The organism is Pantoea anthophila (assembly GCF_026104315.1).
In the GTDB taxonomy this organism is placed as follows: domain Bacteria; phylum Pseudomonadota; class Gammaproteobacteria; order Enterobacterales; family Enterobacteriaceae; genus Pantoea; species Pantoea anthophila.
This window is the reverse complement of record NZ_CP110473.1, coordinates 558,593-573,299: the sequence shown is the minus strand read 5'-3', so window position 1 is coordinate 573,299 and position 14,707 is coordinate 558,593. Positions and strand designations below refer to the sequence as shown.

At 58.5% G+C, this 14,707-nt stretch carries 12 protein-coding genes; 5 read left to right on the top strand and 7 right to left on the bottom strand.

All coding sequences use genetic code 11. The annotated features are described in order from the left end of the window. Window positions 1–98: 98 nt before the first annotated feature. Window positions 99–485, bottom strand: a complete 387-nt coding sequence (gene cybC / locus OJ965_RS05315) for a cytochrome b562 (RefSeq protein WP_046102594.1) — start codon at window positions 483–485, stop codon at window positions 99–101. 63 nt (window positions 486–548) lie between these two features. Beyond that, window positions 549–1,889 carry a metalloprotease PmbA gene (gene pmbA, locus OJ965_RS05310; RefSeq protein WP_009087411.1) on the bottom strand — a complete coding sequence of 447 codons (1,341 nt, stop codon included), beginning with the start codon at window positions 1,887–1,889 and terminating at the stop codon, window positions 549–551. Window positions 1,890–2,004: 115 nt separating this feature from the next. Between pmbA and yjgA the strand changes: the two genes are divergently transcribed. Next, window positions 2,005–2,547: a ribosome biogenesis factor YjgA gene (gene yjgA / locus OJ965_RS05305; protein WP_009087413.1), complete on the top strand. Its 543-nt coding sequence runs from the start codon at window positions 2,005–2,007 to the stop codon at window positions 2,545–2,547. Window positions 2,548–2,638: 91 nt separating this feature from the next. On the opposite strand, the gene mpl is transcribed toward yjgA, so the two are convergent. After that, window positions 2,639–3,991, bottom strand: coding sequence for a UDP-N-acetylmuramate:L-alanyl-gamma-D-glutamyl-meso-diaminopimelate ligase (mpl, locus tag OJ965_RS05300; protein ID WP_009087414.1), 1,353 nt, complete (start codon window positions 3,989–3,991; stop codon window positions 2,639–2,641). A 168-nt stretch (window positions 3,992–4,159) separates the two neighbouring features. Here mpl and fbp point away from each other — a divergent pair, with 168 nt between their 5' ends. Continuing rightward, on the top strand, window positions 4,160–5,167 hold the full coding sequence (gene fbp, locus OJ965_RS05295; protein ID WP_009087416.1) for a class 1 fructose-bisphosphatase: 1,008 nt from the start codon (window positions 4,160–4,162) through the stop codon (window positions 5,165–5,167). A gap of 46 nt (window positions 5,168–5,213) precedes the next feature. Here fbp and OJ965_RS05290 read toward each other — a convergent pair whose 3' ends face one another. Beyond that, on the bottom strand, window positions 5,214–6,773 hold the full coding sequence (locus tag OJ965_RS05290; RefSeq protein WP_009087420.1) for a methyl-accepting chemotaxis protein: 1,560 nt from the start codon (window positions 6,771–6,773) through the stop codon (window positions 5,214–5,216). Window positions 6,774–6,944: 171 nt separating this feature from the next. Here OJ965_RS05290 and OJ965_RS05285 point away from each other — a divergent pair, with 171 nt between their 5' ends. From OJ965_RS05285 to ppa, 3 genes are all read left to right on the top strand, one after another. Further along, entirely contained in the window at window positions 6,945–7,355 is a 411-nt protein-coding gene (locus tag OJ965_RS05285; RefSeq protein ID WP_111208590.1) for a lysozyme inhibitor LprI family protein, read from the top strand. A 59-nt stretch (window positions 7,356–7,414) separates the two neighbouring features. Next, window positions 7,415–7,864 (top strand): DUF441 domain-containing protein, encoded by a 450-nt coding sequence (locus tag OJ965_RS05280; RefSeq protein WP_046102597.1) that lies wholly within the window; start codon window positions 7,415–7,417, stop codon window positions 7,862–7,864. Window positions 7,865–7,964: 100 nt separating this feature from the next. Beyond that, a complete protein-coding gene (ppa, locus tag OJ965_RS05275; RefSeq protein WP_009087427.1) occupies window positions 7,965–8,495 on the top strand; it encodes an inorganic diphosphatase in 531 nt (176 codons plus the stop codon). A gap of 59 nt (window positions 8,496–8,554) precedes the next feature. On the opposite strand, the gene OJ965_RS05270 is transcribed toward ppa, so the two are convergent. From OJ965_RS05270 to tamA, 3 genes are read right to left on the bottom strand one after another with little or no spacing between them, the layout of a single operon-like run. Continuing rightward, entirely contained in the window at window positions 8,555–8,908 is a 354-nt protein-coding gene (locus OJ965_RS05270) for a gamma-glutamylcyclotransferase family protein (RefSeq protein ID WP_009087429.1), read from the bottom strand. A 2-nt stretch (window positions 8,909–8,910) separates the two neighbouring features. Further along, window positions 8,911–12,678 carry an autotransporter assembly complex protein TamB gene (gene tamB, locus OJ965_RS05265; RefSeq protein WP_265138155.1) on the bottom strand — a complete coding sequence of 1,256 codons (3,768 nt, stop codon included), beginning with the start codon at window positions 12,676–12,678 and terminating at the stop codon, window positions 8,911–8,913. Further along, window positions 12,675–14,414: an autotransporter assembly complex protein TamA gene (tamA, locus tag OJ965_RS05260; protein WP_420874791.1), complete on the bottom strand. Its 1,740-nt coding sequence runs from the start codon at window positions 14,412–14,414 to the stop codon at window positions 12,675–12,677. The genes tamB and tamA overlap by 4 nt, the downstream gene beginning before the upstream one ends. Window positions 14,415–14,707 lie beyond the last annotated feature (293 nt).

Here is a 14,707-nt window from a genome sequence, read left to right as displayed (position 1 = left end):
ATGTTGTGCAACATCACGGCAGGTCCGATACGTTTTAAGGCGCGGTGATAAGCAGAAGTGATGGAAAAAACCGCCGGTCGGGCTGACCGGCGGTCTGATTAGCGGAATTTCTTATGGTTGGTATTGCGGATTTCATCAAACTTCGCGGCTTCGCGCTTTGCGCCCTCCACGTTGTTCGCTTTCGCCAGCGTGCTGACCACGTCGATCTGCGCAATCAGCGAGTCGAGACCGGCGTGATAATCTTTGATCTGCGCGCTGTCAGCAGGCTGACCTTCCAGCTTATCGGGCGTGGACTGCTTCGCATCCTGCGCTGCCGCACGCATCCGGGTTAATGCCTGCTGCATCTCCCGGGCATCGTCCGTTTTTTTGACGATTTTCAGGTTCGCATTCAGCGTGTCCATATCCTGCTCCAGATCCGCCGCACAGAGGCTGACGCTGGAGAACATCAGAGAAGCCGACAACATTGCAATTAGCTGCTTACGCATCATTACTTCCTTATTATTGTGACGAAAAAAAAGCAGCCAACAGGCTGCTTCAGGAATGCGTCGTTATTGTCCCGCTATCTTCATTTCAGGCAGTAAGACTGAACCGCACTGAATATTGCTGCGGGTTTCGATATCGTCGCCGATGGTCACCATATTGCGCCACATCTCTTTGAGATTTCCGGCGATGGTGATTTCACTGACCGGATACTGAATCACGCCATTTTCGACCCAGAAACCGGCCGCACCGCGCGAGTAGTCACCGGTAATGGCGCTGACACCCTGTCCCATCAGTTCGGTGACCACCAGACCGGTGCCCATCTGCTTCAGCAGATCGTCAAAGCTGTGGCCCTGACCGGCAATGCGCCAGTTGTGAATGCCACCCGCGTGACCGGTGCTGGTCAGGCCCAGTTTACGGGCGGAGTAGCTGGTTAGCAGCCAGGTCTGCAGGACGCCCGCCTGGATAATGTCGCGCGCCTGGGTGCGCACCCCTTCGCTGTCGAATGGCGTCGAGGCGAGCCCTTTCAGCAGGTGCGGCTGCTCACTGATGGTGAGCCACTCCGGCAGGATCTGCTGACCCATCGCATCCAGCAGGAAGGTTGATTTCCGGTAAACGCTGCTGCCGCTGATCGCCCCGACCAGATGACCAAACAGGCCGGTCGCCACTTCAGAGGCGAAAATCACCGGCGCTTTCATGGTCGGAAGTTTGCGCGGGGCAAGACGGGAGAGCGTGCGACGCGCGCACTCTGCGCCGACCCACTCCGGGCTTTTCAGATCCTCAAACGCGCGGCCGATGGTGTAGGCGTAGTCGCGCTCCATGTTGCCATCCTGCTCGGCGATCACGCAGCTGGAGAGCGAGTGACGGCTTGAGCAGTAGCTCTGCAGCATGCCGTGGCTGTTACCGAACACCTTGATGCCGACATGACTGTTAAAGCTGCCGCCTTCGGTGTTGGTGATACGCTTGTCTGCGCGCAGTGAAGCCTCTTCGGCCTGCGCGGCCAGTTCAATGGCGCGGTCGGCATCGATCTCCCACGGGTGGTAGAGATCCAGATCTGGCGCATCATAGGCCAGCAGCGCCGCATCCGCCGGGCCGGCAAAGGGATCGGGCGAGGTGTAGCGCGCAATATCGATCGCCGCCTGCACGGTACGTTTGATCGCGTCCGGGCTGAGGTCGGTCGATGAGGCGCTGCCTTTACGGTTCTGATGATAGACGGTGATGCCCAGCGCACCGTCGCTGTTGAATTCGACGTTTTCCACTTCGCCATAGCGGGTGCTGACCCCGATGCCGGTGGTTTTACTGACCGCTACTTCCGCGCTGTCAGTGCTTGCTTTAGCCAGTTCAAGTGCCTGCGCAATCGCCTGCTCCAGTACTTTTCGCTGTTCTGCAACCTGAGTAGATACGTTCATCGACCTGCCGTCTAATCTTATGTGTGAATGATTTGAGTCTATCAGAGTCAGAGAACAATTTCGCAGTCACCCGATAAACTGGTAGGATTAGCCTCTTTTTTTTGGGAGCCCGGAAATGACCAGACAGCCCGATGAGTGGCTCGACGATGTGCCAGATAATGACGAACAGGAAGATGAAGAGATTATCTGGGTCAGTAAGAGTGAAATTAAACGCGATGCCGAAGAGTTAAAACGCCTGGGCGCCGAACTGGTAGAACTGGGTAAAAACTCGCTGGATAAGATCCCGCTGGATGAGCGCCTGCGCACCGAGATCGAACTGGCGCAGCGTATTAAGAAAGAGGGCCGTCGCCGTCAGCTGCAGCTGATCGGTAAACTGCTGCGCAGTATTGATGTCGAGCCGATCCGCGTTGCGCTGGACAAGCTCAAGAACCGCCACAACCAGCAGGTTGCGCTGTTCCATAAACTGGAAATGCTGCGCGATCGTCTGATTGAACAGGGCGATGAGGCGATCAGCGACGTGATTGCACTCTATCCTGACGCCGACCGTCAGCAGCTGCGCAGTATGATCCGCAACGCGCAGAAAGAGAAAGCGGGCAACAAGCCGCCGAAGTCAGCCCGTCAGATTTTCCAGTACCTGCGCGAACTGGCCGAAGCCTGATAGCCCGGACAGCCGGTCTGTCGTGGCCGGTAGCAGGAAGCACGTCAGAACGTCACCGGAAAATGAGCGCCCGTTACGGGCGCCCGTCATCTCAGGCCAGTCTGTCCAGCAGCTTCTGGTGAATGCCGCCAAACCCGCCGTTGCTCATCACCAGAATCGAGTCGCCTGGCTGTGCGGCTTTCGCCACCATCTCGACCAGCGTATCGATATCTGCGCTCCAGTGCGCAGGCGGAATGCACGCTTCGGCGACGTCAGAAACCTGCCACGGAATGTGGTGCGGCTGGAACAGAAAGACCTCATCCGCCCGCGCCAGTGACGGCGCCAGATCGTTTTTGCTGACGCCCATCTTCATGGTATTCGAGCGCGGCTCCAGAACAGCCAGAATGCGCGCTCTGCCGCCAACCTTGCTGCGCAGGGCCGCCAGCGTTGCCAGAATCGCGGTCGGATGGTGCGCAAAGTCATCATACACTTTGATGCTGTTCACTTCGCCACGCAGCTCCAGCCGGCGACGCGCATTGATAAAGCTGTTCAGCGCCTGGCCTGCATCTTCCGGTTTCACACCCACATGACGCGCGGCGGCAATCGCCATCAACCCGTTATGCATATTGTGTTCGCCGACCAGCGCCCAGTTCACCTCGCCGACCTTCTCGCCGTCGAGCCAGATTTCCCAGTGCGAGGCATCGGGCGTCAGCTTCTTCGCCTGCCAGCGCCCGTGGTCGCCCACGCTCTCCTGCTCGCTCCAGCAGCCCATCGCCATTACCTGCCTGATGTTGGCGTCATGCTCCGGCAGCAGGATCTTGCCCTGGCCCGGCACGATCCGGACCAGATGGTGGAACTGCTTCTGGATCGCCCGCAGGTCGTCAAAGATATCGGCGTGATCGAACTCAAGGTTGTTGAGGATCAGGGTACGCGGGCAGTAATGGACAAACTTGGAACGCTTGTCGAAAAAGGCGCAGTCATACTCATCCGCCTCAATGACGAAGAATGGACTTTTTCCTAATTTTGCCGAGACATCGAAGTTTCCTGGCACCCCACCAATAATGAAGCCGGGTTCCAGGCCGCAGGCCTCGAGAATCCACGCTGCCATGCCGGCTGTGGTGGTTTTCCCGTGGGTTCCCGCCACCGCCAGCACCCAGCGGTCGCGTAACACGAAATCGTGCAGCCACTGCGGGCCGGAGAGGTAAGGAATGTTGCGTTCCAGCACCGCTTCCACACAGGGATTACCGCGCGTCATCGCATTACCGATAATCACCAGGTCAGGGGCCGGGTCGAGCTGGCTCGCATCGTAACCTTCTGTTAATTCAATGCCTTGCTGTTCGAGCAATGTGCTCATTGGCGGGTAAACGTTGGCGTCTGAACCGGTCACCTGATGACCAAGTGAACGGGCCAGCACGGCCAGACCGCCCATAAAAGTGCCACAAATCCCGAGGATGTGAATGCGCATAACGTGATCCATTACTCTAAAGTTCGGCGCACAGTGTAACCCTGCTCGCAGACGGAAGAAACGGATTAGGACTATGGTTTTTGAAGTTCAATCGGCTAAACTGCGTACGCATCCGTTGGCAGACTGTTACGCGTGCTGCCACTCCATCGCAGATTCAGGGAATGTGTTATGAAAACGTTGGGCGAATTTATCGTCGAGAAGCAGCACGACTTTCCGCACGCCACAGGGGAACTGACGGCGCTGATCTCAGCTATCAAGCTGGGTGCCAAAATTATCCACCGCGACATCAATAAAGCCGGTCTGGTGGATATCCTCGGTGCCAGTGGTGTGGAAAATGTTCAGGGTGAACAGCAGATGAAGCTCGATCTGTTTGCCAACGAAAAACTGAAGGCCGCACTGAAAGCGCGTGGCATCGTCGCCGGTATCGCGTCTGAGGAAGAAGACGAGTTCGTCATCTTCGAAGGTGAGGAGAACGGCAAGTATGTGGTGTTAATGGACCCGCTGGATGGGTCATCTAACATCGACGTTAACGTCTCTGTCGGCACCATTTTCTCTATCTATCATCGCGTCAGCGAACCGGGCACCCCGGTGGTTGAAGCGGATTTCATGCAGCCCGGCAACAAACAGGTCGCGGCCGGTTACGTGGTTTACGGCTCCTCCACCATGATGGTTTACACCACCGGTGCAGGCGTGCATGCCTTTACCTACGATCCGTCGCTGGGTGTCTTCTGCCTCAGCCATGAACGTATGACCTACCCGGAGACCGGTTACACCTACTCCATCAACGAAGGTAACTACATTCGTTTCCCGCAGGGCGTGAAGAAATATCTGAAGTTCTGTCAGGAAGAGGATCTGCCTACGCACCGTCCTTACACCTCACGTTACATCGGATCGCTGGTCGCGGATTTCCATCGCAACCTGCTGAAAGGCGGCATCTACCTCTATCCCAGCACCGCCAGCCATCCTCAGGGCAAGCTGCGTCTGCTCTATGAGTGCAACCCGATGGCGTTCCTGGCGGAGCAGGCAGGCGGTAAAGCCAGCGACGGTCAGAGACGTATTCTGGACATTCCACCGGTCACGCTGCATCAGCGCTGCCCGTTCTACTGCGGCAATGAGGCGATGGTCAACGACGTTGAGCGTTTCCTGGCTGAGTTCCCGGATTGCCGTCAGGGCTAATCCGGCAGAGATAAAAAAGGGCGCGATCATCGCGCCCTTTTTTTTATCACGCTGGCTGCAATCTGAACTGCGCCATGGTTGCCTGAAGCTGATCGGACTGCGCTTCCAGCGACTCGGTCGCGGCCTTCGCCTGCTCCACCAGCGCCGCGTTCTGCTGCGCCGCCACGTCCATCTGCGTGACCGCCAGATTCACCTGCTCGATGCCACGACTCTGCTCGTCAGACGCCATGGAGATCTCCTTCATCAGGGAGGTCACGCGCATCACCTCACCGGAAATCTCATCCATGGTTTCCCCGGCACGCGTCGCCATCTCACTGCCCTCTTTGACCCGCGACTGTGAATCGCTGATCAGCGTGCGGATCTCTTTGGCTGCATTAGCACTACGCTGCGCCAGCGTACGCACTTCATTCGCCACCACCGCAAAGCCACGGCCCTGCTCGCCCGCACGTGCCGCTTCAACGGCAGCGTTGAGTGCCAGGATGTTGGTCTGGAACGCGATGCCGTCGATCACGCTGAGAATATCGCCGATGCGATTGGCGCTGTCGGTAATCTCATGCATTTTTTCCATCACATAGCAGACCACCTCCGCGCCGCGGTCGGCGGTATCGGAGACCGCATTTGCCAGCTGATGGGCCTGCTGAGCGTTGCTGGCGTTAAGCCGCACCGTTGCCGTCAGCTGCTCCATGCTGGCCGCCGTCTGCTCAAGCGAAGCGGCAGACTCTTCCGTACGCTGTGACAGGTTGACGTTGCCGGCGGCCAGTTCACGGCTGCCGAGGTCGATCTGCATACTCGCCTCACGCACCTGACTGACAGAGTGACGCAGCGACTGCTGCATCCCGGTCAGCGCATGGTTAAGGCGTCCCAGCTCGTTGTTGCTGGACGGCGGCAGCACCTGAGAGAGATCGCCCGCTGCGATCTGCTCAAGATGCACAATCGCGCTATCCAGCGGCTGCAGCAGCATCCGGCGCAGCAGTTGCCAGGCGAGCACCAGCAGCAGCAGGGTTAAGGCCACCGCCACGGCGATCAGGATTTTCATTTTGGTTTCGTTATGGGCCGCCTGCACCAGCTGCGCCGCCGTGACCTGATCGGCGAACTGGCTGAAGTCCGTGACCGCCTTGTTGTAGCTGGCCGCCAGCGTCGCCAGGTTGCCTTCCAGCAGCTGGTAATACTCGTCGGTGTATTGCTTGTCCAGGGCGCTCATCATCGGCTTGATGCCCTGGTCGAGATAGGCCTTGTAGCTGGCTGAAATCGCATCCGCCAGCATTTTACCGTGTGCCGTTACCGTTCCGGCATCGATAAAGCGCTTGAGCTGTTGCTGGGAGGAGTCGACATCCGCCTGCGACAGTCGGGTGACGGCGGCGCCCTCTTCCAGCATGCCGATTTCAATTTTTCGTACCGCCAGCGCCGCGTTCGCGCGGGCCCGCATTAAATCTGCATTGCTCTGATAAAGACTGTTCAGCTCGATCCCCTGAATGCGGTTGATAACATCCAGCGAGCGGTTCCCTTTGTTAATTGCCACAATACCCATAAAACTCACCGCCAACAGCAGCAGTGTCATAAATGCCAGCAGTGCCAGCAACCCCGTGCGAAGTGATAACTGTTTCATCTTGATCGTTTCCGTTTATGAGAATAGGCGAAATGTCCAGCGGCCCTAAAACGGAACAGATATCGGCAGTAACGGACCGAAACTTTAACCCTGATTGAGTGTTAACAGCTTGATCATCACGGAAACATCAATCAAGCTAATCGCCGCTTACCCCCGACCCGGAGAAACACGATGAAAGCAGGCCTGTTTCTGACGCTGCTGCTGACCAGCACGGTGACGATAGCGGGGGATCTGCCGTCAGATGCCTCGCTCGACCGCTGCCTGAATAACGCCCGGACCACGCTGGACATGAACCAGTGTTACGCTGCCGCCACTCAGGCCTGGGATCAGGCGATGAATAAGGAGTACGGCAGGCTGATGAAAACCCTCAACGGCGAACCCCGGGATAAACTGCGTGCTGCTCAGCGCGCCTGGCTGAGCTATCGGGACAGCTGGCTTGAGGCGGGCTACAGCCAGCTCAGTTCACAGGGCTCTCTGGGCAGCGTGGCGCTGAGCGCCCAGCGTCTGAGCCTGGTGCGCAATCAGGCGCAGATGCTGCAGGCGATGGCAAGGGGCAGCTGCGCTAACCCCGACGACTGTTGATCTGATCCGATTTTGCGCTGGCTGAAGCTGGCGCGTTTACTGACCTTCAGGGAGAAACCATGGCCGCTTACGCTTCAACGCTTATTCTGATTGGCCTCGCCGTGCTGAGTTATTTCGTGCACAACAACGCGGTCACCCTGTCGATTCTGGTGCTGCTGGCAATCAAAGTAACCCCGCTGGCACAGTTCTTTCCCTACGTGGAAAAACAGGGCATTACCTTAGGCATCATTATCCTGACGGTGGCCGTGATGGCCCCGCTGGCCAGCGGCTCTCTGCCGGCCGCTGCGCTGATCAAATCCTTTGCCAGCTGGAAGTCGATTGTGGCTATCCTGGTGGGCATTTTTGTGGCCTGGCTCGGCGGTCGTGGCGTCAGTTTTATGAGCGTTCAGCCGTCGGTTATCGGGGGCCTGCTGATTGGTACGGTGATTGGCGTGGCGTTCTTCCGTGGCGTGCCGGTAGGGCCACTGATAGCCGCAGGAATCGTTTCGCTGTTTGTGTCGGCGAAGTAGCCTTAGGGCGCATTCCGAAACGCCAAAAAGAGGGCATACTTTCAGAGTCAGTTGGCTATAATAGCCGACACTCAACATACGACTACTGAAGGAATACCCGATGAGTTTGAACCAGGTGCCAGCAGGTAAAGACCTGCCAGAAGATATCTACGTTGTCATTGAGATCCCAGCGAATGCTGATCCGATCAAATATGAAGTTGATAAAGAGTCTGGTGCCCTGTTTGTAGACCGTTTCATGTCTACCGCGATGTTCTATCCGTGCAACTACGGCTATATCAACCACACCCTCTCTCTGGATGGTGACCCGGTTGACGTACTGGTTCCGACCCCGTACCCACTGGTACCGGGCTCCGTGATCCGCTGCCGTCCGGTTGGCGTACTGAAAATGACCGACGAGTCTGGCGAAGATGCCAAACTGGTTGCCGTGCCGCACACCAAACTCTCTAAAGAGTACGATCACATCAAAGATGTGAACGACCTGCCAGAGCTGCTGCGTGCGCAGATCACCCACTTTTTTGAGCACTACAAAGATCTGGAAAAAGGCAAATGGGTGAAAGTGGATGGCTGGGACAACGCCGAAGCCGCGAAAGCCGAAATCATCTCCTCTTTCGAGCGCGCACAGAAGAAATAAGCCTGCTGCCCGTTTGTGAGTCGAAAAAAAAACACCGTCCATCAGGACGGTGTTTTTGTTCAGGCCTCTGGCTCCGCATCGCGCTTCAGCCAGTCGCCGCTCGTAATGCGCTGGCGTCCTGCCACTGAGCGTTGATAGACATAAAGCCATGCACTGCCAAACGGCGTCTGAGTCAGAAAACGTTTGTACTCTCCCCCTTTGGTGCGAAGCGCATCCAGCTCCGCAAGGGTTGAGGCATCAATGCGGTACACTTCACACTGTACCGCGCCGTTGCCCTCAATAACGCCGGGATAATGGCCCAGACTGTAAAGCTCAAAGCCTTCAATCTGGTGATCACCCAGCCACTGCGCATTCGTCATCCAGTGACTGTTTCCCTGTTTGCGCCGTAAACTGCCGTAGACAATTATTCGCATTGCTAAAACTCAAACTGATAGAGCAAATCGAGAGCCTGATCCACACCGGACACGGCTTCCAGATAGAGTTTGGGCATCAGGCGGTAACGCAAGGTTAACGTCGCCAGTGAATCAAATATGCCAACACCGTATTTTACCTGCAGACCCGGCAGTACATAGCCGCTGACCTGCACCTGCTGGCTGTCGCCAACACCCGCAGTATCAAGAGCCAGATTACTGACACCGAAAGTCTCCCCGATTTTACCCACAACCTGCCCACTTTGTGCAACCCCTAAGCCCACAAGCGCAGAAGTGAGGGCATTACTGTCGCCATCTTTGCCGAGTCCCTGACCGCGCAGCAGGTAAGAAAGCGCCTCCTGCTGCGACATCGCCGGGTCGGAGAAGACCTCCGCTTTCGGCTCATCCGCCAGGCCGGTGACGCGCAGACCCGCGGTAACGCCATCTTCGGTGGCATCCGGGTTACGAATCGCCTCCAGGTTGATGTAGGGCTGATCCGGCGGGCCGGCGAACTGCAGTTCACCTTTACGCACGATCAGATCCTGACCGTAAGCGTGGAAGCGGCCGGACGGGATGTTGATCTGACCGTTTAAGCCGAGGCCCGACCGATCCTGCACCAGCTTCAGGTCGCCATTCAGTCGCGCTTTCAGACCGAAGGCGGAAAGGCGCACATCGTTGCCGACATGGATCACCAGGTTACTGTTGATCGGAATCGCCGCGGTCTGTGGCGCAATCGGCTTCAGCTGTTTATCCAGCATCACCTCATCCGACGAAACGCCCGTGGCGCTCTCCGGCACTTCCTGCACCGTGATGCGCGCCCATGGAATATCGACCCGTCCATCGAGGTTAAAGGCGGCAGGCGTCGCTTCAAAGACCAGATCCGGCGAGACATCCATGCGCACCATCGGCGGCACCGTGACGCGAACCCGGCTGCCCTGCGCGGCGACGCGGGCGCGCCAGTTATCGAGCTGGCTCCAGTCCGCATTACCGCTGAGGTTGATGTTGCCCTGGCTGGTCTGCACCAGCCCGTTCAGGGTGGAGCTCATGCCATTGAACACCAGGTTGAGGCTGGCGGCCGTGAGGTCAACCGGCATAAAGTTGCCATCCACATCCACCCCGGTCAGGCCAAGCTGGCCATAGACCTGCGGCTGCTGCACGCTGCCGCCAAGACGCAGGCTGCTGTTGAGGCTGCCTTTGATCTTCTCGCCCTGCATCAGCGCCGGGTTGAGCATCGCCAGTGAGACGTTGCGGATGTTGACGTTACCGCCCAGCGTGCGGCGGCTTTGCGGATCGTCGATCTGCACGTTGCCATCCAGCTGCCCGTTACCGGCAATGCGGATCAGCCAGTCGAGCTGCGCGCGACCGTTTCGCAGTGCGGCATTGAGGTTCAGCGTATCAAAGGCGATCGGCAGGTTATTGCCCTGCACATCCTGCACCACCTTGACGCCGTTGCCCTTCAGCGCGACCGTTCCGGTCGGCAGCGCCCCGTCAGCCGTCCAGTTGACGCGCACGTCGCCGCTGAACAGGCCGCTGAGCTGGGTGGCATCCGGCATAAAGGGTTTCACCATCGCCAGGTCAAAGCGGTTCAGCACCACATGGGCATGCCCCTCCGGGCCCGCTTCAACCGGTTCCGGCACGCAGAGGCGGGCATTGGGGTTCTGCCAGCAGTGCGGTCCGATGGTCGCCGTCTGACGGCTGTTGAGATAGTCGATGGCCATCGCACGGGTCAGTCGCCATTCGCCCACCGGCGTATCGAAGTGGGTGTCGTTCAGCGACCCTCGCCAGCGCTGCGTCTGGCGATCAAAGCTGCCGTTGAGCGCCAGCTGGCCGGAGACAGGTTTGCCCTGCACGTTGAGTTTCAGTTGATGCTGCTGCTCATTGCCGTCAGCATTCAGGGTCAGCAGGCTGATGTTCAGCGCATCCTGCTGCAGCTGTTCGACGCGCAGCTGCAGTTTGCCCGCCACCTGTTCGTCAGAGCGCACGTCGCCCTTGAGCGTAACGCGATTAATCCGCATCTGCTGCCAGCGCAGGCCCCGGCCATTGAGATCGGCCAGCAGCTGCGGTGCCTTCAGGGTGCCGCGCGCTTTGATGGCCCCGTTGACGACGCCGCCCAGACCGGGAAGCGCATTGTCGAGCTGCGGCGCATTGATGCTGGCATCCAGATCCAGACGGTCGCCCAGCGACCCTTTGACATCCAGCTGGTTGCGCCCCAGTGCCAGCTTAATGCCCGGCACCGTCCACTGGTTGTAGCTGTTGCCGGTCAGGGAGCCATCTGCGGTGACGGCGTTCTGTTTCACATTCCCTTTCAGCTGCAGCTGCGGCACGCTCAGCTGCCAGCTGCCGCCATAGAGACTGCCGCGGGTGGTGATTTTGCCATCCAGCCGCGCCGGCCAGTCGGGATATTGTTTAGCCGTATTGATCCCCGCCAGCGTCAGTTCGCTGCGCCAGCTGATCGCCTTGCTCCAGTCCACCAGCGCGGTAAGGTCGATGTTGCCCTGCAGCGCAGCCACGCGCAGGCGATCGAGACTGAACTGCTCAACGTTGCCTTTACCGGTCAGTGAGACGGTCGCCGGTGGCACCGACTCCCCCTTCACGGCGGTCTGCAGTGACATCACATAGTCGGTGGCTTTGCCTTTGAACTGATAGTCCAGATTATCGGCCTGATAGGCGACCGGGCCTGTCAGCGGCCAGCGCAGTTTCGGGCTGGTCAGCTGCAGCGACAGCGGCAGCCCCGCCACCGCCAGCTGGGTCGCGGCGCTGAGCTGTGCATCCACCGGGCCGGAGAGGTTCAGCGCCAGCTTCAGCTCGTCGCGCATCGCGCCGTTAAGTTTCAGCGCAATCTTTTCGCCTTTGACCGGAGCGGTGTTGACCGTGCCGTTCAGGGCAAAATCGACCGGCCAGTTATCGGCCAGCGTCGCCTGTCCGCTGCCTCTGAGATTGCCGAGGTCAGAGTCAACCTCCAGCGTGGTCAGCTGCATCTGCCGGTCGGCAGTTTTCGCTTTCATCAGCAGGCGGCTGACTGAAATATCGGTGTCGCCGGTGATGCGCAGCTGTTCTCCCAGGATCTGCTGAATGTCGATATCCAGCGGCAGACGGAAATCGGGCAGCGCAGGCAGCAGCGGTTGTGCAAACATCGCCTGCAGCGTTTCACCCAGCGGTTTCTCAGCCGGATGCGGCTGCTGAACTTTCGGCTCCACCACCTGTTCGTTCACGACTTTGGCTGCTTTCGGCAGCGCAATCAGCAGGCTTTGAATATGGGTAGGATTGAGCGTCAGCGCACGATCCTGCCATTGCAGACCGGTGGTAAAGTCGAGCAGCGAAATCGCGGTGTCATCCACTTTGACATTGATATTGTGCAGGCCAAGATGGCGCAGCGTAATCGGATAGGGCGTGCTGAGGTTGGTCGAGCCGCTCTCCTCTTCCGGCGCTGGCGCGGCAGGCGTCATCTTTTTACTGTCGACCACCACGCTGATATCACGCAGGGAGATATCATTCACGCAGACCGACGAATGCAGCAGGCAGTTAAGGTTCACCGCCAGATGGATCTGCCCGGCATCCACACTGACGCCAGGCATTTCGTAACGCAGACCGCTGAGGGTCAGGTTACGCCAGCCGCCCTCGACCTGTTTGATTGACAGGCCCGGTACCCAGCGCGACGCGCCATTCAGCACCAGATGCAGCCCCGGCGTGGTGCCGATTAAAAATGCCACCCCACCCAGCAGCAGCACCAGAAAGATCAGGATGCCGATGAGGACCTTTTTCCACAGCTTCATAGTTCTGGCCCCAGTCCTATATAAAATTGCAGTCCATGTGCATCGTCATCCCCGATAGGTCTGGCGATGTCTAATTTGATGGGACCCACCGGTGACGACCAGCGCACGCCGACGCCCGCACCGGTTTTCACGTTACTCTGTTTGATGTCGTTGACCGCTTCACCGGAGTCGACAAATACCGCTCCCCACCATTTGCCGCTGACGTTGTACTGATACTCCAGCGAGCCGGTGGCCAGTTTTGACGCACCGGTGAGTTTGCCATCCTCATCACGCGGTGAGATGTTCTTATATTTGTAGCCACGAATACTGCGGTCACCACCGGCAAAGAAGCGCAGATCCGGCGGGACTTTTTCAAAGTCGTTGGTTTCAATCCAGCCAAGATTGCCGCGCGCCACAAAGCGGTGGCTGTCGCCGAGGGTACGGATCCAGACGTTCTGCGCCTGCAAAATCAGGAAGTCAACGTCTGAACCCCAGGTGGTATCGGAGACGTCCGCTGAGTAGCGCTGAGAGTCGCCCCAGGTCGGCATCAGGCCGCCACGCGAGCGGGTGCGGTTTACGCTGACGCCGGGATAGAGCAGCATGGTGGTATTGGTCACGCTGCCCTGAGTAAAGTGATCCAGGCTCCAGCGCAGGTTGACCGCTTTCTGCCAGCCGCTGCTGCTGTCCCAGTTGCGCGACATCGCCAGCGTCGTGGTGTCGGCTTTGGTGTCATTGAGGTCGGTGCGCTTCAGGCCGCCGGAGAAGGTGTAGTACTGCTCCAGCGGGCTTTTCAGCAGAGGCACTTTGTAGCTGAGATCGACCTGCTGTTCCGGCGCGGAAATGTAGGCGCTGGCCGCCAGGCTGTGGCCTCTGTCGTTAACCCACGGCTTTTTCCAGGTGCCTTTCAGGCGCGGGCCGACGTCGGTGGAGTAGCCGACCCCGGTTTCGATGGTGTTTTCGGTGCGCGGCGACATCAAGGCATTCAGCGGCAGCACTTTTGTTTTCCGGCCTTTGCTGAACTCTGGTGCAACGACCACGGAGTTAAACCAGCCGGTGGCGGAGAGGCGACGGTTCAGTTCAGCCAGATCGCGCGAGCTGTAGTAGTCGCCCTTTTCAAACGGCACCAGGTTCTGCAGGTACGCTTCGCGAATCTGCGAGCCCTGAAACGTCACGTCGCCAAAACGGTAACGCTCGCCGCTGTCGTAGTCGATATCCCAGAACGCTTCATGCCGCTCGACCGACACCCCCAGCTGGCTTTTTTTAAAGGTGCCATCGAAGTACCCGTTGCGCAGCGCGAGATTCGAGAAGCCGCTTTTAAAGCGATCGTACTGCCCGTGGTTAAGCTGCGTGCCGACTTTGGGACGCCCCTGGGCTATCCACTCTTTGTAGTCGGCATCATTGCGGGCATCCCCTTCCAGCACGATGGTGCTGCCGCCGATTTTAACCGGCGGACCCGGTTTCACGTGCGCGATCAGCACCGGCCGTCCCCCCTGCGCGGGGGCAGGACGGGATTCAAAGTCGATCTCAGGTTCGTAATAACCCAGCGCGCGCAGGCCTTCTTTTATCGCGACAGAGACGCGGGCACGAAAGCGACCATCATTGGAGACTTCATCGCTGCCGATGGTGGAGAGGCGTGCTCTGACATTTCGCTGCAGATCCCCGGTTAAGCCGTCTACCTGTAATCGCACAGTCGCCGCCTCAAGGGCAGGCGCAGCAAGCAGCAGGCCAGCCATGCAATAAGTATGAAATCGTGGCACCTGTACTCCTGTTAATCATGCCGGCCCCTTTTCCGCGGGGCGCTTATTAATCATCTTTGCCCGCACTACCGCAACGGCAACACCCCTATCATAGCCGCACTTTATGCCAAATGGCGGCGTAGCAGTAACATCTAAGTCAAATATCCGGGCTATTGTCGGTAAATGAGGAGATCGATACAACTCCTGCGACGGGGATTGATCCCGCCTGATGGAGTCACTCAGAGAAATCTGAGCGGGCTACTGACCGCCCTGACCGTGAATGCCGCCCGAACCGGCGGTTTGCCCTCTGGCGG

Bases quoted from the DNA above. Each gene is read 5' to 3' on its own strand.
- cybC (WP_046102594.1), bottom strand. From the start codon at position 485: ATGCGTAAGCAGCTAATTGCAATGTTGTCGGCTTCTCTGATGTTCTCC.
- pmbA (WP_009087411.1), bottom strand. From the start codon at position 1,889: ATGAACGTATCTACTCAGGTTGCAGAACAGCGAAAAGTACTGGAGCAG.
- yjgA (WP_009087413.1), top strand. From the start codon at position 2,005: ATGACCAGACAGCCCGATGAGTGGCTCGACGATGTGCCAGATAATGAC.
- mpl (WP_009087414.1), bottom strand. From the start codon at position 3,991: ATGCGCATTCACATCCTCGGGATTTGTGGCACTTTTATGGGCGGTCTG.
- fbp (WP_009087416.1), top strand. From the start codon at position 4,160: ATGAAAACGTTGGGCGAATTTATCGTCGAGAAGCAGCACGACTTTCCG.
- OJ965_RS05290 (WP_009087420.1), bottom strand. From the start codon at position 6,773: ATGAAACAGTTATCACTTCGCACGGGGTTGCTGGCACTGCTGGCATTT.
- OJ965_RS05285 (WP_111208590.1), top strand. From the start codon at position 6,945: ATGAAAGCAGGCCTGTTTCTGACGCTGCTGCTGACCAGCACGGTGACG.
- OJ965_RS05280 (WP_046102597.1), top strand. From the start codon at position 7,415: ATGGCCGCTTACGCTTCAACGCTTATTCTGATTGGCCTCGCCGTGCTG.
- ppa (WP_009087427.1), top strand. From the start codon at position 7,965: ATGAGTTTGAACCAGGTGCCAGCAGGTAAAGACCTGCCAGAAGATATC.
- OJ965_RS05270 (WP_009087429.1), bottom strand. From the start codon at position 8,908: ATGCGAATAATTGTCTACGGCAGTTTACGGCGCAAACAGGGAAACAGT.
- tamB (WP_265138155.1), bottom strand. From the start codon at position 12,678: ATGAAGCTGTGGAAAAAGGTCCTCATCGGCATCCTGATCTTTCTGGTG.